At 72.1% G+C, this 17315-nt stretch carries 17 protein-coding genes, 1 pseudogene and 1 riboswitch; of the genes and pseudogenes, 13 read left to right on the top strand and 5 right to left on the bottom strand.

From position 1 onward, the window contains the following. Window positions 1-157 precede the first annotated feature (157 nt). Together ACFY8O_RS29005 and ACFY8O_RS29000 are read left to right on the top strand one after the other, a co-directional pair. Complete coding sequence (locus tag ACFY8O_RS29005) at window positions 158-2416, top strand: heavy metal translocating P-type ATPase (RefSeq protein WP_387907485.1); 2259 nt, start codon at window positions 158-160, stop codon at window positions 2414-2416. Window positions 2417-2490: 74 nt separating this feature from the next. Further along, window positions 2491-2943 carry a flavodoxin family protein gene (locus ACFY8O_RS29000; protein WP_145808511.1) on the top strand — a complete coding sequence of 151 codons (453 nt, stop codon included), beginning with the start codon at window positions 2491-2493 and terminating at the stop codon, window positions 2941-2943. A gap of 30 nt (window positions 2944-2973) precedes the next feature. Here the strand turns inward: ACFY8O_RS29000 and ACFY8O_RS28995 are convergent, their stop codons facing one another. The 3 genes from ACFY8O_RS28995 to ACFY8O_RS28985 form a co-directional block, all read right to left on the bottom strand. Next, entirely contained in the window at window positions 2974-4920 is a 1947-nt protein-coding gene (locus ACFY8O_RS28995; RefSeq protein ID WP_387907482.1) for an ABC transporter permease, read from the bottom strand. Between the two features lie 24 nt (window positions 4921-4944). Then, on the bottom strand, window positions 4945-5724 hold the full coding sequence (gene modA, locus ACFY8O_RS28990; RefSeq protein WP_387907479.1) for a molybdate ABC transporter substrate-binding protein: 780 nt from the start codon (window positions 5722-5724) through the stop codon (window positions 4945-4947). A 66-nt stretch (window positions 5725-5790) separates the two neighbouring features. Beyond that, a complete protein-coding gene (locus tag ACFY8O_RS28985; protein WP_387907477.1) occupies window positions 5791-6186 on the bottom strand; it encodes a TOBE domain-containing protein in 396 nt (131 codons plus the stop codon). Between the two features lie 439 nt (window positions 6187-6625). On the opposite strand from ACFY8O_RS28985, the gene ACFY8O_RS28980 reads away from it, so the two are divergent. Beyond that, window positions 6626-7273 (top strand): TetR/AcrR family transcriptional regulator, encoded by a 648-nt coding sequence (locus tag ACFY8O_RS28980; RefSeq protein WP_387907475.1) that lies wholly within the window; start codon window positions 6626-6628, stop codon window positions 7271-7273. A gap of 328 nt (window positions 7274-7601) precedes the next feature. Beyond that, window positions 7602-7805, top strand: a pseudogene (locus ACFY8O_RS28975) (oxidoreductase C-terminal domain-containing protein); the annotation flags it as partial. A 39-nt stretch (window positions 7806-7844) separates the two neighbouring features. On the opposite strand, the gene ACFY8O_RS28970 reads toward ACFY8O_RS28975, so the two are convergent. Next, window positions 7845-8075 (bottom strand): hypothetical protein, encoded by a 231-nt coding sequence (locus ACFY8O_RS28970; RefSeq protein WP_145808501.1) that lies wholly within the window; start codon window positions 8073-8075, stop codon window positions 7845-7847. 385 nt (window positions 8076-8460) lie between these two features. Then, a riboswitch (cyclic di-AMP (ydaO/yuaA leader) is annotated at window positions 8461-8620 on the top strand. 3 nt (window positions 8621-8623) lie between these two features. Here ACFY8O_RS28970 and ACFY8O_RS28965 point away from each other — a divergent pair. Further along, complete coding sequence (locus ACFY8O_RS28965) at window positions 8624-9472, top strand: transglycosylase SLT domain-containing protein (protein WP_387907472.1); 849 nt, start codon at window positions 8624-8626, stop codon at window positions 9470-9472. Window positions 9473-9690: 218 nt separating this feature from the next. Then, a complete protein-coding gene (locus ACFY8O_RS28960; RefSeq protein ID WP_387907470.1) occupies window positions 9691-10254 on the top strand; it encodes a hypothetical protein in 564 nt (187 codons plus the stop codon). 67 nt (window positions 10255-10321) lie between these two features. Here ACFY8O_RS28960 and ACFY8O_RS28955 read toward each other — a convergent pair whose 3' ends face one another. Then, the gene (locus ACFY8O_RS28955) at window positions 10322-11215 is read right to left on the bottom strand and encodes an SIS domain-containing protein (protein WP_387907469.1); all 894 of its coding nucleotides are present in this window, start codon (window positions 11213-11215) and stop codon (window positions 10322-10324) included. 402 nt (window positions 11216-11617) lie between these two features. On the opposite strand from ACFY8O_RS28955, the gene ACFY8O_RS28950 reads away from it, so the two are divergent. The 7 genes from ACFY8O_RS28950 (at window position 11618) to ACFY8O_RS28920 (ending at window position 17312) form a co-directional block, all read left to right on the top strand. Further along, window positions 11618-12610: an MBL fold metallo-hydrolase gene (locus ACFY8O_RS28950; protein ID WP_387907467.1), complete on the top strand. Its 993-nt coding sequence runs from the start codon at window positions 11618-11620 to the stop codon at window positions 12608-12610. 78 nt (window positions 12611-12688) lie between these two features. After that, window positions 12689-14164: an ATP-binding protein gene (locus ACFY8O_RS28945; RefSeq protein WP_387907464.1), complete on the top strand. Its 1476-nt coding sequence runs from the start codon at window positions 12689-12691 to the stop codon at window positions 14162-14164. Then, window positions 14161-14583 carry a roadblock/LC7 domain-containing protein gene (locus tag ACFY8O_RS28940; RefSeq protein ID WP_145808489.1) on the top strand — a complete coding sequence of 141 codons (423 nt, stop codon included), beginning with the start codon at window positions 14161-14163 and terminating at the stop codon, window positions 14581-14583. The genes ACFY8O_RS28945 and ACFY8O_RS28940 overlap by 4 nt, the downstream gene beginning before the upstream one ends. Further along, window positions 14580-14933, top strand: a complete 354-nt coding sequence (locus ACFY8O_RS28935) for a DUF742 domain-containing protein (RefSeq protein WP_387907460.1) — start codon at window positions 14580-14582, stop codon at window positions 14931-14933. Before ACFY8O_RS28940 ends, ACFY8O_RS28935 begins: the two co-directional genes overlap by 4 nt. After that, window positions 14911-15525 carry a GTP-binding protein gene (locus ACFY8O_RS28930; RefSeq protein ID WP_387907457.1) on the top strand — a complete coding sequence of 205 codons (615 nt, stop codon included), beginning with the start codon at window positions 14911-14913 and terminating at the stop codon, window positions 15523-15525. Before ACFY8O_RS28935 ends, ACFY8O_RS28930 begins: the two co-directional genes overlap by 23 nt. Further along, the gene (locus ACFY8O_RS28925; RefSeq protein ID WP_387907455.1) at window positions 15522-16829 is read left to right on the top strand and encodes a cytochrome P450; all 1308 of its coding nucleotides are present in this window, start codon (window positions 15522-15524) and stop codon (window positions 16827-16829) included. The genes ACFY8O_RS28930 and ACFY8O_RS28925 overlap by 4 nt, the downstream gene beginning before the upstream one ends. A gap of 75 nt (window positions 16830-16904) precedes the next feature. Beyond that, entirely contained in the window at window positions 16905-17312 is a 408-nt protein-coding gene (locus ACFY8O_RS28920) for a cell division protein SepF (protein WP_145808481.1), read from the top strand. The last annotated feature ends 3 nt before the right edge of the window (window positions 17313-17315 follow it).

The following is a 17315-nucleotide window of genomic DNA, read 5'->3' as shown; positions in this document are numbered from 1 at the left end:
GGCCCGCGATGGTCCGACGCGTTCGAGCGTATACCCTTGGGGGGTATGCGCAAGCGGGCTCGCCGAGACTTGCGCAATACGGGTGGGGGGTATATCTCTTGAGGCGGGAAGATACCCAGGAGGGGTATAATTTCACCGTTCGGACGAGGAGCAGGACATGACTCCCACGACCCCCGGCACCACCCGGGTCGAGCTGGCCATAGGCGGTATGACCTGCGCCTCGTGCGCGGCCCGGATCGAGAAGAAGCTCAACCGCATGGAGGGCGTCGAGGCGACGGTCAACTACGCCACGGAAAAGGCCGGAGTCACCTTCGCGGACGGCGTCTCCGTGGACGACCTGATCGCCACCGTCGAAGCGACGGGCTACTCCGCCCAGCCGCCCCCGCGCCCCGGGCACGGCGCGCCGGCCGACGGACCGGCCGAGGACGACCGCGCCGGTGACGAGCTGCGGTCCCTGCGCGAGCGCCTGGTCACCGCCGTCGCGCTCGCCGTCCCGGTCATCGCGATGGCGATGGTCCCGGCCCTCCAGTTCGACTACTGGCAGTGGCTCTCCCTCACGCTCGCCGCCCCCGTCGTCACCTACGCGGCATGGCCCTTCCACCGCGCCGCCTGGACCAACGCCCGGCACGGCGCGGCCACCATGGACACCCTGATCTCGGTCGGCACGTCGGCCGCCTTCCTGTGGTCCCTGTGGGCGCTGTTCTTCGGAACGGCCGGGATGCCCGGCATGACGCACCCGTTCTCGTTCACGATCACCCGTGGCGACGGTTCGGGGAACATCTACCTGGAGGCCGCCGCGGGCGTCACGGCCTTCATCCTGGCCGGCCGGTACTTCGAGGCCCGCTCGAAGCGCAAGGCGGGCGCCGCGCTCAAGGCACTCATGGAACTCGGCGCCAAGGAAGTCACGGTCCTGCGCGAGGGCCGTGAACTCACCCTGCCGACGAGCGCACTGAACGTCGGGGACCGCTTCCTGGTGCGCCCCGGCGAGAAGATCGCCACGGACGGAACGGTGATCGAGGGCGCCTCCGCCGTGGACGTCTCGATGCTCACCGGCGAGTCGGTGCCCGTCGAGGTCTCTCCGGGGGACTCCGTCACCGGTGCGACCCTCAACGCCGGTGGACGCCTCGTCGTCGAGGCCACACGGGTCGGTGCCGACACCCAGCTCGCCCGTATGGCCGAGCTCGTCGAGGAGGCCCAGAGCGGCAAGGCCGCAGCCCAGCGGCTGGCCGACAGGATCTCCGCCGTGTTCGTACCGGTCGTCATCGGGCTGGCGCTCGCCACGCTCGGTTTCTGGCTCGGCTCGGGCGCCGGGCTCACCGCAGCCTTCACGGCCGCGGTCGCCGTCCTCATCATCGCCTGCCCGTGCGCCCTCGGGCTCGCCACCCCCACCGCCCTGCTGGTCGGAACGGGCCGCGGTGCCCAGCTCGGCATCCTGATCAAGGGCCCCGAGGTCCTGGAGACCACCCGCAGGGTGGACACGATCGTCCTCGACAAGACCGGCACGGTCACCACCGGCCGTATGACGCTCCTGGCAGTCCGCACGGCGGGTGCGACGCGGGAGGACGAGGTGCTGCGCCTCGCGGGTGCGCTGGAGCACGCCTCGGAGCACCCGATCGCCCGCGCGGTCGCCACGGGCGCGGCAGCGGCGGTGGGCCCGCTGCCCACCCCCGAGGACTTCGCCGCACTCCCGGGACTCGGCGTCCAGGGCGTCGTCGACGGCCACGCCGTGCTCGTCGGGCGCGAGAAGCTCCTGACCGAGTGGGCCATGGAACTGCCCGAGGAGCTCAAGGACGCCAAGGACCAGGCCGAGAAGGCCGGCAGGACCGTGATCGCGGTGGCCTGGGACGGTGAGGCCCGTGCGCTGATCGAGGTCGCCGACGCGGTCAAGGAGACCAGCGCCGAGGCCGTCCGGCGCCTGCGCCGTCTCGGGCTGACCCCCATCCTGCTGACCGGCGACAACCACGCGGTCGCCGCGTCCGTCGCCGCCGAGGTGGGCATCGACGAGGTCGTCGCCGAGGTGATGCCGCAGGACAAGGCCGACGTGGTCAAGCGGCTCCAGGCGGAGGGGCGCAGCGTGGCGATGGTCGGCGACGGTGTCAACGACGCCGCCGCGCTCGCCCAGGCGGACCTGGGGCTCGCCATGGGCACGGGCACGGACGCCGCGATCGAGGCCGGAGACCTGACGCTCGTACGCGGAGACCTGAGGGCCGCCGCCGACGCGATCCGGCTCTCCCGCCGGACGCTGAGCACCATCCGCTCCAACCTGTTCTGGGCGTTCGGCTACAACGTGGCCGCTCTGCCGCTCGCGGCGGCGGGCCTGCTCAACCCCATGATCGCCGGGGCGGCCATGGCCCTCTCCTCGGTCTTCGTCGTCGGCAACAGCCTGCGGCTGCGCGGTTTCCGCGCGATGGACTGACCCGGGATCCCGGCCGGCCCGGCCGCCCTCGTCCGGTTTGCTTCCGGAGGGCCGGGGCGGCAGGGTTCGGGGGTGTGGCCACTCTTCTGATCGTGCATCACACGCCCTCGCCGAACTGCCAGGCACTGTTCGAAGCCGTCGTCTCGGGGGCGACGACGCCGGACATCGAGGGCGTACACGTCGTCCGGCGCGCGGCGCTCTCCGCCACGGCGTCCGACGTGCTCGCGGCCGACGGCTACCTGCTCGGCACCCCGGCGAACCTCGGCTACATGTCCGGTGCCCTGAAGCACTTCTTCGACCAGGTCTACTACCCGTGCCTGGACGAGACGCGGGGGCGCCCCTTCGGCTACTACGTCCACGGGGGCAACGACGTCACCGGCGCCGTACGGGGCATCGAGTCCCTCACCACCGGGCTCGGCTGGCGCCGTGCGGCCGACGCGGTGACCGTCACGGGGGAACCGGGCAAGGCCGACACCGAGGCGTGCTGGGAGCTGGGGGCGACGGTCGCCGCGGGACTGACGGCCTGAGGGCGCCGCCGGGGCGCACCGGGCCACGGGTCACCGCGGGACGAGCGTCGCCTCGGTCGCCTTGACGCTCGTCCAGACCGGCACCCCGTCGGCCAGGCCGAGCTCGGCCGCGGCCTGCGGGGTGATCTCCGCGACGAGATCGGGTGCCTCGGCCGAGCCGACCAGGACCCGCAGTCTGCTGCCACTGGCGGTGATCTCCCGTACGGTGCCGGGCCAGACGTTGCGCGGGCTGCCGCCGGGCCTGTCGCGGTGCACGGAGACGGCTTCGGGACCGATGACGGCGAGCGCGGGAGTCCCGGCGGGCAGTGGTTCCGCCGCGACGAGACGGCCTCCGCCGGAGAGCAGGAGGCCGTCGGCGGTGGCCGTCCCGGGCCAGGCGTTGCGGCCGAGCATCCGCGCCACCCAGGGGGAGCGCGGATGGCGGGTGACCTCCCCGGGCGGCGCGTCCTGCAGGGCGCGCCCCTCGTCGAGCACGAGGACCCGGTCGGCCAGCGACACCGCCTCGACGGGGTCGTGCGTGACGATCAGGCAGACGCCCCCGAAGCCGGCCAGATGGGTGCGCAGGGTGTGGCGCACCTGAGCGCGGGTCGTCTGGTCGAGCGCGGCGAGCGGTTCGTCCAGCAGCAGGAGGCGCGGACGCGCGGCGAGCGCGCGGGCGAGCGCGACGCGCTGGGCCTGGCCGCCCGAGAGCTGCGCCGGCTTACGGCCGCCGAGGTGCCCGACACCGAGCCGGACGAGCCAGCGCCGGGCTTCCTCACGGGCCTCGGCGCGGGGCACGCCGTGGGCGCGGAGCCCGTAGGCGGTGTTGGCCAGCGCGGAGAGGTGCGGGAAGAGCGCGCCGTCCTGCGGAACCCACGCGACACCCCGACGGTGTGGGGGCAGGCTGCCGGTGTCGGTGTCGCCCAGGCGCAGATCCGCGTGCGCGCGGGGGGTGAGACCGAGCAGGGCGCGCAGGAGGGTCGTCTTGCCCGCGCCGTTGGGGCCGACGACAGCGATCGTCGTGCCGGGTTCCGCCTCGATCGTGAGCTGGTCGAAGCCCGTGACCTCGGCGCGCAGCGGCCACCTCTCCCCGGGTGCGCCTGCGGTGGACGGCTCGTCCACCGGCTCCGGCCCGGGTCCGGGTTCGGGTCCTGGTTCGGGCTCACCGGCGGGGCGGCGCGGCGCCCCGGTCGCCCGGGGCCCGGCCCACCGGCCTCGCAGCGCGACGAGCACCGCCATGGCGATGGCGAGCAGCAGCAGCGAGACGGAGGTGGCCGCCGCGGGGGATTCCTGCAGCAGCAGGTACACCTGGAGGGGCAGGGTCTGCGTGGTGCCCGGCAGATTGCCCGCGAAGGTGATGGTGGCCCCGAACTCACCCAGCGCCCGCGCCCACGTCAGTGCCGCGCCCGCGGCGAGCCCGGGGGCGACCATGGGCAGGGTCACGGTGAAGAACACCCGTACCGGGGAGGCGCCCAGGGAGGCCGCCGTCTCCTCGTACCGTGGATGAAGGCCTCCCAGCGCCCCTTCGAGGCTGATGACGAGGAACGGCATCGCGACGAAGGTCGCGGCGAGCACCGCCCCCGAGGTGTGGAACGGCAGCGTCACGCCGAAGGTCTCCTCCAGCCAGGGCCCCAGCAGCCCACGCCGTCCGAAGGCGAGCAGCAGCGCCACGCCGCCGACGGTCGGCGGCAGCACCATGGGGAGAAGGACGAGCGAGCGTACGAGAGCCTTGCCGGGGAAGTCGACGCGCGCCAGCAGCCAGGCCAGGGGCACACCCAGCATGAGCGACAGCGCCAGCGCCCAGCCGGAGACCAGCAGCGACAGCTTCAGGGCCTGGGTGGTCGCGGGGTCGGTCAGATGGGTGCCGAGCTCGCCCCAGGACGTGCGCGCCAGGATGCCGGCGAGCGGCAGCGACAGGAACACGACGGCGAGGAGCGCGGGGACCGCCAGGGTGAGCGGCGTACGGGGTCCCGACGGACGGGTGCGGAGCTGTTTCATCGCGGTTCCCTGGGGCTGCCTGGGCTACGGCTTCTGGAAGCCCGCGTCCCGGAGGATCTTCTGTGCCTCCGGGGAGGACAGCCAGGAGACGAAGGCGGCTGCGGCCCCGGAGTTCTCGGACGACTTCAGTGTGGCGGCCGGGTAGGACGCGATCGCGTTCTGCGCGTCCGGGATCTCGATGGCGTCGACCTTGTCGGCGACGGTCGCCGCGTCCGTACGGTAGACGAGGCCCGCGTCCGCCTCGCCGAGCTCCACCTTGCTGAGGACGGCGCGGACGTTGGGTTCCTGCGAGACCGGCCTCACCTCGATCTTCTGGGCGTCCAGGACCTGTCCGGCGTAGCGGCCGACCGGCACCCCGGGCGCGGCCAGGACCACTTTGAGCGAGGGATCGGCCAGGTCCGCGAGGCCTGCGACCTTCTCGGGGTTGCCCTCACCGGTGACGATGACCAGACGGTTCTTCGCGATGACGACCGGGGTGCCGGTCTCCGGCTTCAGGCCGTCCATCGTCCTGGTGTCGGCGGTGACGAGCGCGTCCGCGGGAGCGCCCTGCCCGACCTGGGCGGCGAGTTCCTGCGACCCCGCGAACGAGAAGGTCACCTCCGTGCCGGGGTGGTCCTTCTCGTAGGCGGCTCCGGCGGTCGTGAAGACGTCGGTGAGCGACGACGCGGCCAGCACGGTCAGCTCGGTCTTCCGGGCGGCGGAGTCCTTGTCCCCGTCGTCACCGCCGCACGCGGCGAGGGTGACCAGAAGCGCCGCCGCCAACGCCGCGGCGGCGCCCCGGCGGCGGGTGGGAGAGAGGGACATCGGAGGGAACTCCTCGGTGCGAGCCGCCGTTCGCCGGCGGACATCTGTACGGCTTCCGGCGGTCGGTCAGGTGCGGTCGATGTGCACGCTGGTCGACTTCACGCGGGCCGTGGCCTGCGTACCGACCTCGAGCCCCAGTTCCTCGACGGCTTCCCGGGTCAGCAGTGAGACGAGCCGGTGCGGGCCCGCCTGGATCTCCACCTGGGCGGCGACGTCGCCGAGCTTCACCGCGGTGACGATGCCCGGGAAGGCGTTGCGTGCCGAGGTGTAGGGAACCTCGTCCTCGCCCGGGCCCGCCTGCGCGACCTCGATCGAGAACGCGGCCAGGTCCCGGCCGTCGATGAGGCGGCGCCCGGTGTCGTCGCGGCGGGTCGCTACGCGTCCGGCGTCCGCCCAGCGTCGGGCGGTGTCCGGGCTCACGCCGAGAAGCCGGGCGGCCTGCCCGATGGTGTAGGACTGCATGTGCGACACGATAGGTGGATACCACTCGTATCTGCAATGCTCATAAGGCATTGGCCTTGGTAGATGCGTGCTCCCGAGGGCGCCACGGTCGACGGTTGTCGCGCCGCGCCGATCGCACCGCGCGCGCATTTCCCGGGCCGCCCCTTCGTGCACGTGTCTCGCGCTCTCCGGACGAGTGCCCCGGCCCGGCGGATTTCCGCCAACTCCGTTGTCCTGCGGGACCGTGCGCCCCGGCGCGGGCGGGCCCGGCCGCACCCTCGGGCGCGATCCACGCCTTCGGGGAGGCAGCCGTGACTGGCCGCACCCGGGATCGGGGGCCTCCGGAGTGGGCTGTGGCGGGCGCGTGACCATCTCGGCCATATGTGAAGCAACTGATTGACCGGCGCCGTGCGGCCGGATTGCCTGGTGCTCCGAGACGCCCTCGACCCAGGAGACGGCTGTGCAGCGGACCGCGCGGGCCGAGCAGGTCGGCGAGACCCGGGAACGGATTCTGAACGCGGCGGAGCGGCTCTTCGCCGAGCGCGGTGTCCACGCCGTGTCCAACCGCCGGGTGAGCGAGGCCGCGCAGCAGGGCAACAACGCCGCGGTCGGCTACCACTTCGGGACCAAGGCCGACCTGGTGCGTGCGATCACCCGGAAGCACACCCGCCGGATCGAGGAGGCCCGCGCGCGCCGGCTGGGGGAGGTCGGCGATCGTACGGACACAGGGGAGTGGGTGGCCTGCCTGGTGCGCCCCACCACCGAGCACCTGGCGGATCTCGGCAGTCCCACGTGGTTCGCGCGGTTCTGCGCGCAGGTCATGACCGACCCGGCGCTGCGGGACATCATGGCCGAGGAATCGCTGGCCTCGCCGCCGATGCTGCGGACCCTGGAAGGGCTGAACCGTTGCCTGCCCGACCTGCCGGCCGACGTCCACGTCGAACGGGGCGCGATGGCACGCGATCTGATCCTGCACACCTGCGCCGAGCGTGAACGCGCGCTCGCGGAGAACACCCCCACGCCCCGCACCAGTTGGCACGCCACCGCGACCGGGCTGATCGACGCGATCGTCGGTCTGCGGACGGCCCCCGTCACCTCCTGCCGCTGACGCCCTGAACTCTGCCCCACATCCCCCGCCGGGTCCGGCTGCGACAGTCCGTCAGCGGCCCGGGCCGAGAGCTGAGGCCCCATGTCCTCGTACCCCGCCAGGTCTCCGTGCCCCGTGACGCCCCCGTGCCTCGTCACGGACCCGCGCGCCGCAGGCGGGGACGGCGTTCGCTCACCCCGGGCGGGCGCATGAGCCGTCACCCCTCGCACGCCCTCGTGGCCGGTGCGTACGCCCGCCGGACCGACCACCGCGGAGGCCCTGCGCCGCAAGGGATACGAGGGCAGGCTGACGCTGCTCGGCGACGAGCGGCACCTGCCCTTGCGTACCGGTGCCGTATTTCTGGACCGACCAGTTCGACGCCCGCATACAGGCCCACGGCCGCTTCGGACCGGGCGCGCAGGGGAGTGCCGTCGAAGGCGACCCCGCCGCCGGGCGTTGCGTCACACGCTGCGCCCAGGACGGCACGGTCACGGGCGTCATCGGCTGGAACATGCCCGGACAGGCCCGTCTGCGCCGTTCGGAGATCGGCGCGCGGTCGTCGCGCCATGAGGTACGCGCCACCCTCGGGCCGTCAGTGCGGCCGCCAGCTGAGCTTGCCGCCGCCCACCCACCGCACGACCGCCGGATCGTCGAGGTCGTGGATCTGGATGCCGGCTGTCGAGGCCGCGATCAGCACGTCCGTCATGGCGGTCGCCCTGCCGATCACCTCTCCGTCGATCTCCACGATGCGGAAGGGCGGGTCGCCGGGCTGGACGGGCAGCACGGTGATCCGTGGGTACGAGGCGTACGGGTTCTCGGTCATGCGGAGATCGATTCCACGCGGAGTCTGATGGTATGCCCGGCGATGCCGGTTGTGAGCCTTATGCCCGATTTAGAGGTCTTTCTTGGAATTGATCCCGTAATCCATAAAAGGCCATTTCGTGTGACCTGGGACCTTCAAGGGAGAGCAAAACGCCCTTATCGGACTCCGTGACCAGCGTCACTGGCCGGGGCGTGGACGCCCTGATGGAGGGGCCGGTTCCCTTCTGTGCCAAGAAGAATGCCCGGAGCGGTGTGCGATGGATTACACGAATTCCCGTGAATCGATCTTGCCGGTGAATTGTGATCACGAGATCGGGCTTGTTCCTTTCGCTATTCCTCGCCTACGGTCACCATCACTCCGGATGGAACGCCTAATCCTGCCGCCGTCCGGTTACCCGACCACATCTCGTACGGCAGGAGCGGGGGACCCAGGTAAGCGCCGATCCGGTATCCGGAACGGCTCGGGGTGAAGTCGCATTCGTATGCGGCCGGGCATCTCCAGCCCGAACCCGACAGCTCACTTCGTAGGCGGCGGAGAGGAAATCCAGCATGCCCGAAAACGGTAAGCACCGTCGTTCCAGGACCAGTTCGCTGACTCGCGGCATTCTCGTCGTGACCACGGGCGCTCTCGCCCTTCCCATCGTCGGTGCGACCGGTGCGTTCGCCGCCCCGGCCCCGACGGCCACCGTCGAAAAGGCGGCGACGCCGACTTCCGTTGCCGGTAAGGGAATTGCCGCGCAGAAGTCCGGCTCCACCACCTATTCCGTGATCTTGGGTGACACTCTCGCCAAGATCGCCCGTGAGCATTCCGTCAACGGTGGCTGGAAGGCCCTGTACGAGGACAACCGGAAGGCCGTCGGGGAAAACCCCGACCTCATTCACCCCGGCCTCGAACTGACCATCGGCGCCAAGGCCGAGAAGAAGTCGTCCGACACGTCGAAGAAGGCCGACAAGGCCGCCGACCGTACCGAGAGTGCGGACCGCGTCGACCGTTCGGAGCGTACGAGCACGTCGATCGCCGCCCAGGGTGCGCCCGCCGCGGCCGAGGCCGCTCCGGCCGTCGAGCCGGTCGCGTACACGAACGACCTCGACGGCTGGATCAAGGAGTCGCTCGCCATCATGGCCGAGCACGGCATCCCCGGCAGCTACGAGGGCATCCACCGCAACATCATGCGTGAGTCCTCGGGCAACCCCCAGGCCATCAACAACTGGGACTCGAACGCCGCCGCCGGCATCCCCTCGAAGGGTCTGCTGCAGGTCATCGACCCGACCTTCCAGGCCTACCACGTGCCCGGCACGTCGATGGACAGCTACGACCCGGTCGCCAACATCACCGCGGCGTGCAACTACGCCGCCGACCGGTACGGCTCGATCGACAACGTCTTCGGGGCCTACTGAGCCTCGCGGACGCATGAGCGGCTGACGCGCGAGGCGTGACGGCGGGAACAGCGGGACATCACCGACGGGTGGTGCGGGTTCGGCGGAACCCGCACCACCCGTCGTTCGTGTGCGCGCCCCCGGCCGGGAGGTGAACCGGGGCCGCCGACGGGGGCCGACAGGCCGGGAGAGAGCCGCTTGACTGGTCTCGTACAGATTCGTCGTCCATACTGCCCGCCGTGGAGCAGCGCATAGATTCGAACACGACGCCCGAGTTCGCCGCGGGGACAGACCCGGCGTACATCCCTGGCCTGACGGCCCCTGTCCCCGCCCGGACGGGGGCGGAGAAGGCGGAGGTTTCCGAGGAGGACAGGGAGCCCGAGGACGTCGTCGTTCCGGTGGAGGACGCGGCCGACGCCGGAGCGCCGGCCCCCGGTGAGGCGCCCGGCGGTGCCGAGGCGGTGTCCGGGGGTGAGGAGGACCCGGAAGCCGACGCGGTGCGTGACGGCGGCGGCGACGAGGACGGTCCCGTCTTCGAGGTCAGCGACCGGCGCGGGTCCATCCGGGTCGACGCGGAAGGCGTCCGCTTCCGGCTGGACGACCAGGAAGCGGAGTTCGACTGGGCCGAGATCGGCGCCGTCGAGGTCAAGACCGGCCGCTTCGGACGCCGGTTCACCGTGACGGTCCACCTGTCGAGCCGCCGGTGGTTCAACGCCGAGGTCGAGGCGGAGGCCAGGAGCAGCCTCAAGCAGTGGACGGCGGATCTCGACGCCGCGCTGGACGCTCACTTCGAAGAGGGCTGACCCGCACGGTCACGGCCGCGCACCGGGCTGCCCGTCGGCCCGGTGCGCGGCGTGCCCTGACGTGCGCTCAGGCCCCCGCCGCCCCGTCGAGCACCACCGACCGCGTCAGATGGCGCGGCAGGTCGGGATCGAGACCGCGTGCCTGTGCGCGGGCGATCGCCAGCCGCTGCACGCGCACCAGGTCGGCCAGCGGGTCCAGTGCGCTCTCCACCCACCGCGCGCCCGTCGACCGCACCTGGTCCGCGAGTCCTTCCGGCGCGGCGCCGAACATCCACGTGGCGGTCCCGGCCGTCGCGATGCTGATGGGCCCGTGGCGGTACTCCATCGCGGGATAGGACTCCGTCCAGGACAGGGACGCCTCCTTCATCTTGAGCGCCGCCTCGTTGGCGAGCCCGACCGTCCAGCCGCGCCCCAGGAAGCTGAACTGGGTGCACTCCAGCACCCCGTCGGGCAGTGGCTCGGCGAGCGCGGTCTCCGCGTCCCGCACCGCCTGGTCCGTGTACAGCCCGAGATGGGCGCGGAAGAGGGTCAGCGCCGTGGTCGCGAACCGTGTCTGCACCACGGACCGTTCGTCGGCGAAGTCGAGGAGGACCATCTCGTCCGCCGCGTCCTTGACCGGGGTGTGCGGATCGGCGGTCACCACGACGGTCCGCGTGGTGCCGCGCAGCCGGCTCAGCAGGTCGAGGACCTCCGTGGTCGTGCCCGACCGTGTCAGGGCGACGACCCGCTCGTAGGCGCGCCCGAAGGGGAACTCCGAGGCGGCGTACGCGTCCGACTCGCCCTGCCCGGACGCCTCGCGGAGCGCGGCGTAGGCCTGCGCCATGTAATACGACGTTCCGCAGCCGACCACGGCGACGCGTTCACCGGTGGCGGGCAGTGCCGCCGCCCGGCCGACCGCGACCTCGGCGGCGCGACGCCAGCACTCCGGCTGGCTCGCCGTCTCGTTCTCCGCATGGGACATGTGCGCACTCCGCTTCCACTGCTGCTCGCACCTGAGGGTGGACTGGGGGAAATCGTCGCCACTTTGTTCAATTCTGCATGTTACATGGGGCAAACGAGCAGGAACAAGCAAAGAGCTTCGGGGGAAGTGGCGTACGGTACGGCGGTTTTCGGCCATGCTCGGTGGGTAGTCGGCTCGATCCGGTTCCGCCGGTCCAGGCTGGGTACCGATCGCCCGCCATGGTCGTGGCGGGTGGTCTCCCGGGCATAAGGGAGAAATCATCCGCGTCGACGCTCGTGGCCGACCCCGGACCGTCACCGGGGCGGCCTCGGCGGCCGGGCGGAAGGGCGATTATGCGTCAGGGCGTCCATATGTTGGCCGAGTTCGAACGCGCGCCCGGATCGTGGTCGGCATAATCGCCCCATGCCGATCACGGTTGGGGACATCGTCGACCTCGGCGCGGGCCTGTACGCCTGGCTGCCGCCGAAACGGGGCTGGGGCCTGGCCAACTGCGGGCTCCTGGTGTCGCGGCGCGGCGCCCTGTGGATCGACGCCCCGTACGACCCCCTGCTGGCCGGGCAGTTCCTCGCGGAGAGCACCAAGCGGCTGCCCGCCGGGGTGAGCGTCGACCGTGTGATCGTCACGCATGCCAACGGGGACCACTTCTGGGGCGCCGGCGTGCTCCCGGACGCGGAGATCATCGCGACCCGTGAAGCCCGGGAGCACATCCACTACGACCCCACGCCGCGGCAGCAGCACGCGTTGGTGACCGGAAGCGACCCGGAGACGCCCCTCGGCGCCTATCTCACCCGTCACTTCGGGGCCTTCGACTGGTCGGCCACCGAACAGGGGCTGCCGACGACCTACTTCACCGGTGAGCTCGAACTGACCCTGGGGGAGCACACGGTCCAGGTGACCTCCCTGCCACCGGCCCACACCACGGGTGATCTGATCGTCCATCTGCCCGAGCGGCGCACGGTGTTCAGCGGCGACGTCATCTTCGCCTCCACCCCGCGGCAGCCGGGGGACCACCCGGTGCACTGGGCGGGCCCTCTGAGCAACGTGATCGACGCCTGTGAGCGGGTGCTGGCCACCGGGGCCGAGGTGATCGTCCCCGGCCACGGCCCGCTGCTCGACCCGGCCGGGGTGCGCGAGCACATCGGCTACCTGGCACACGTACGCGACCGCGCCCACGCCCTCCACGCCGCCGGTGTGCCCGCCCTGGAGGCGGCCCGGCGGGTGATCCGCGAGCGCCGCCACCCGGCGCTCGGCCTGCCGGAGCGCCTGGTGGTGACCATCGGCAGCGAATACCGTCACCTCGACGGCTCCGAACTGCCCGGAGTGCTCCAGGTGATGGCCGACGTGGCGGCCGTCGCCCACGAGACCGGCACGGCGTGTACCGGCGAGCCGGCATGACCGCCGGCCGGCCCGGCGGCCCGGCCTCCCGCCGCGCGGGACACCGGCCGTCCCCGACAACAGAGACGCGGTGACGCCGTGGTGGCATGGATCCTGGCCCTGACAGCCGTCGTGGCGGCGATATGGTCGGCCGTCCGCATGGACCGGGCCAGACGCGAGTCGCACCACGCCGCGGCCCGCGCGGAGCTGGCCGAGCGCCAGTTCAAGGCGGCCGAGGCGCGTACCCTCGCCCTCACCGACGAGATACGCCAGCTCGCGCAGAAGCGGATACCCGCCGCCGCCACGGCGCTCTCCCACCGCTCCGCGCCCGTCCCGGGACTGCGGGAGGCCGCCGGGGTGGAGGGCGACGCCGCCCGTCTGCTGACCGAGGCCGTACAGGCCGCGCGCACGGCGGTCCTGGAGGAACGCGGACGCGTCGACGCCGCGGCGAGGTCGGCCATGCGCGGCACCTCGGCCAAGATCCAGTCGCTGCTCAACCAGTCCCAGCACCTGCTGCACGAACTCCAGCACGAGTACGACGACCCGCGGATCCTGCAGCTCGACTTCCGCAACGAACTCGCGCTGCGGCGGACCCAGGCCACCGCCGTGCTCTGCGACGCCTGGCCGGGGCTCGCCCGGCAGAACTCCTCACTGGTCGAGGTCGTGCTCGGAGCCCAGTCCCGGGTCGCCGGTTACGAGCGCATCAAGGTCGCCAACCACCTGCGTCAGGAACGGCTCGCGCTGGTGGCCCGGGCCGCCGAGCCCCTCGCCATCGCGCTCGCCGAGCTGCTGGCCAACGCGACGGCGTACTCGCACCCGGACACCGAGGTGCCGGTGACCGTGCAGCAGACCCCGGGGCGCGGCGCCATGATCCTGGTCGACGACGCCGGGATCGGCATGGACGACGACGCGCTGAAGAGGGCCCGCACGCTGCTCTCCGGGCCCTCCGAGGTTCTGCTCACCGAGCTGGGGGACCCCCCGCAGACCGGCTTCGCCGTGGTCGGGCGGCTGATCGCGCGCTACGGCTTCAGCTGCCACATCGAGTCCTCCCCGTACGGAGGGATGCGCGCGATGCTGCGCATCCCGGCCCACCTGCTGACCGTGATGGACGACGACCGGACCCTGTCCGTGCTCGCGCCGAAGCCCGTGCACGCACGGGGGACCGGTGCCGTCGCCGTAGCCCCGGAGCCCGTGACGGCTCCCGCACCCGCCGGGCTCCCCGAGCCGTCCGCCGGTGCCGATCCCGCCGGAGACCCTGAATCCGCCGTGCCTGCCGAACCCGCTCCCCGCGCCGGAACGGCCCCGACCGCCGAGGACGGTGGGGAGCGCCCGGCAGGGCTGCCCAGCCGCCGGCGCAGGAGCCGCCGTACCGCCTCCCCGGACGTGCGGCCCTCCTCCCGCCGGCCGGCGGAGGAGGAACCGGCGCCCCGCACGCCCGAACAGGCCGGAGCGGCCTGGTCCGCTCTCCAGGAGGGCACCCTCAGCGGCAGGAAGGCCCCGGCGACCCCGGACTCCGCGCCCACGGAATCCCCCTCAGCATCCTCATCGGACGACCAAGGAGACGACGAGAAGTGAGCACCACTCCCACCACCGGTGATCTCGCCTGGGTGCTGACCCCACTGCTGGAACTGCCCGGCGTGCAGCATGCCGTGGTCGCCACCGGGGACGGGCTCGTCGAGGGCGCGTCACCCGGACTGGAACGCGCGTCCGCCGAACGGGTCGCCGCGATGACGGCCACCCTGCACGCCGCCGCCCGGGCCTTCACCACCGCCTTCACCGAGGCGGAGTCCCCACGCCTGGCCCAGACGGTGGTGGAGTCCGACCTGGGCTTCGCCATCGTCGTACCCGCCGGCAGGAACACGACGCTGGCCCTGTTCGCGGCCCCCGACGCGCACCTGGGGAACATCGCGTACCAGATGCAGGTACAGGTCACCGCGCTGACCCGTGCCATGCACGCCCCCACCCGCCGACCGGACGCCGCCGACCAGCCATGAGCCCCGGCCCAGGGCGCCGCCTGATCCCCGCCTATCTGGTCACCGGTGGCCGTCTCGCGCCCACCGGCCCCGCGCTCGACCGGCTCGCCGTGCTCCTCCGCACCGATTCGGCCCTTCCGCCGGAGACCGGGGCGGAGCAGCGCAGGCTGTGCGAGCTCCTGGACCCGGGAGCCCTCACCGTCGTCGAGTGCGCTGCCCACCTGGACCTCCCGGTCAGCGCAACGGTCTTCCTGGCCACGGATCTCGTGGCCGCAGGACATCTGCTCGCTCGACCACCGATCCCCAGCGCCGGTGAGATCGACCGGTCGCTCGTCGAGAGGCTGCTCGTTGGACTCCGTTCCCTCCACTGACCGGGGCGGCATCGGCTATCTGCCGAGTGCCGCCGAGACCCTGATGAAACTCGTCGTCACGGGTCCCTTCGGCGTGGGCAAGACGACCCTGATCCGCACGATGTCGGAGATCCCGACCCTGCACACCGAGGAGGCGATGACGCAGTCGAGCACCGGACTCGACGACACCGCCGGACTCCCGGAGAAGACCACGACCACCGTGGCCGTCGACTTCGGGCGGCTGACCGTCCAGGACGACCTGGTGCTCTACATGTTCGGCACGCCCGGGCAGGAGCGCTTCCTCCCGCTCTGGGAGGACATCGCGCGCGGCGCGCTCGGCGCCCTCGTCATGGTGGACACGCGCCGCCTCGAGGACTCCTTCGCCGTCATGGACATGGTGGAGGAACAGGGACTCCCGTACGCCGTCGCCGTGAACCGCTTCCCCGACGCACCCGCCCACGCGGACGAGGTCCTGCGCAAGCACCTCGACCTCGACCCCCGCACCCCCCTGGTGCAGTGCGACGCCCGCGAGCGCCGGGGCAGCATCGACGCCCTGATCGCCCTCGCCGAGCACGCGCTGACCTGCCTCCCCGCCTCCCAGGAAACGCCATGACCCCGCCCGTGCCCGGCACATCGCCCCTGATCGCCGCCCCGCCCGACGAGCGGCTCGCCCTGTACGGCCCCGACTTCGCCGCCGATCCCCACGGCCACTACCGCAGGCTGCGCTCCCAGGGGCCGCTGGCCAGGGTGCGCATCGCCCCGGACGTCGACGCCATGCTCGTGACGGACTACCACGCGGCGGTCGACCTGCTGCGGGACACCGACACCTTCACGAAAGACCCGCGCGCCTGGCAGGCGGGGGTGCCGGCCGACTCGCCGATCCTGCCCGTACTCGGCCACCGGCCCACCGCGCTCTTCAGCGACGGGGACGTCCACGCCCGTTACCGAGGTGCCATCAACGACACCCTCGCGCTGATCGAACCCCACCTGCTGCGCGCGGAGGTCGCCCGGGTCGCCCAGCGGCTCATCGCCGGCTTCTCCGCCGCCGGGTCGGGCGACCTCATCGCCCAGTACGCCCGCCGCCTCCCGCTGCACGTGTTCACCGCCGCCTTCGGGGTGGCCCCGCAGGACACCGAGCGGGTGGTCAGGGGCACCGCCGCGATGATGGACTCCGCGGCGGACGCGACAGCCGCCTACGACGACCTGGTCGGCGTCGTCACCGGCCTCGTCGCCCGGCGCCGGGCCGCCCCGGGCCGCGACCTCACCTCGTACCTCCTCGCGCACCCTGCCCACCTCGACGACGACGAGGCCGTACGGCAGATCACCCTGATCATGAGCAGCGGCCACGACCCCATGACCAACCTGATCGGCAACGCGCTGCTGCGCATGCTCAGCGACGGGGGGTACGGGGGTTCGCTGCACGGCGGGGCGATCACCGCTCAGGAGGCGGTCAACGACGTGCTCTGGCGTGATCCGCCGCTGGCCAACATGGGGGCGCACTTCCCGCGCCACGACACCGAGTTCCACGGGGTCCCGCTCCGCGCCGGACAACTGGTCCTGGTCTCCTTCGCCGCCGCCAACACCCAGTCACCGCCGTCCCCTTCCGAGTCCACGGTGCGCTCCGGGGACAGCGCCCATCTGGCGTGGTCCACCGGCCCGCACCGCTGCCCGGCCAGACAGCCCGCCCTGCTGATGGCGATGACCGCGATCGAACAGCTCACCAGCCAGCTCTGCGACCTCGAACTGGCCGTCGCCCCCGAAGCGCTGATCTGGCGTCCGGGTCCCTTCCACCGCGCTCCGGCGCACCTCCCGGTCCGCTTCACCCCTCTCGACACGCTCCCCGACCCCGAGGCGCCCGACGCCCCGGACGCTGTCGATCACGTTCCGATCCGTGTCGGTGGTACGCCGAACGGGTGAGGGGCGAGAGAATTGCCCGATGAACAGCGAGCGCAGCCGGCGCACAGCCAACCGGCACACGGACGGGGTGGATCTGTGAGCAGGTACGACAGGTACGACAGGTACGACGCCACCGACGAACAGTGGGAGGGTCTCGCCCAGGTCGTACCCCTGAGGGGACGCAACGAGTGGCCGTCGCGGGTGGACCACCGGACGGTGCCCGACCGTGAGGAGTCCGTCGAGCAGCGGCGGCTGGTCGTCCTGCGGGTGCAGGTGTTCGCGGACGCGCGCGAGGTGGCGGAGTACCTGGTGGCGCAGATCCCGGTCCTGCTGGATCTGACCGGTGCCGAGAGCGACGTGGCCAAGCGGATCCTGGACTTCAGCAGCGGCGTGGTCTTCGGGCTCGGCAGCGGGATGCACCGGGTGGACCGCAACGTCTTCCTGCTCGCACCGGTCGGTATGGAGGTCGAGGGGGTCACCGCGGCGGGCGTACCTCAATCGTAGGAA

The organism is Streptomyces argenteolus (assembly GCF_042902585.1).
GTDB classification, from domain to species: Bacteria; Actinomycetota; Actinomycetes; order Streptomycetales; family Streptomycetaceae; genus Streptomyces; species Streptomyces argenteolus.
This window is presented reverse-complemented; position numbering and strand designations above follow the sequence as displayed.

Coding starts and splice junctions, on each gene's coding strand:
- ACFY8O_RS28970 (WP_145808501.1), bottom strand. CDS start 8,075: ATGACCGAGAACCCGTACGCCTCGTACCCACGGATCACCGTGCTGCCC.
- ACFY8O_RS28985 (WP_387907477.1), bottom strand. CDS start 6,186: ATGCAGTCCTACACCATCGGGCAGGCCGCCCGGCTTCTCGGCGTGAGC.
- modA (WP_387907479.1), bottom strand. CDS start 5,724: ATGTCCCTCTCTCCCACCCGCCGCCGGGGCGCCGCCGCGGCGTTGGCG.
- ACFY8O_RS28925 (WP_387907455.1), top strand. CDS start 15,522: ATGACCCCGCCCGTGCCCGGCACATCGCCCCTGATCGCCGCCCCGCCC.
- ACFY8O_RS28955 (WP_387907469.1), bottom strand. CDS start 11,215: ATGTCCCATGCGGAGAACGAGACGGCGAGCCAGCCGGAGTGCTGGCGT.
- ACFY8O_RS28965 (WP_387907472.1), top strand. CDS start 8,624: ATGCCCGAAAACGGTAAGCACCGTCGTTCCAGGACCAGTTCGCTGACT.
- ACFY8O_RS28995 (WP_387907482.1), bottom strand. CDS start 4,920: ATGAAACAGCTCCGCACCCGTCCGTCGGGACCCCGTACGCCGCTCACC.
- ACFY8O_RS28950 (WP_387907467.1), top strand. CDS start 11,618: ATGCCGATCACGGTTGGGGACATCGTCGACCTCGGCGCGGGCCTGTAC.
- ACFY8O_RS29005 (WP_387907485.1), top strand. CDS start 158: ATGACTCCCACGACCCCCGGCACCACCCGGGTCGAGCTGGCCATAGGC.
- ACFY8O_RS28935 (WP_387907460.1), top strand. CDS start 14,580: ATGAGCCCCGGCCCAGGGCGCCGCCTGATCCCCGCCTATCTGGTCACC.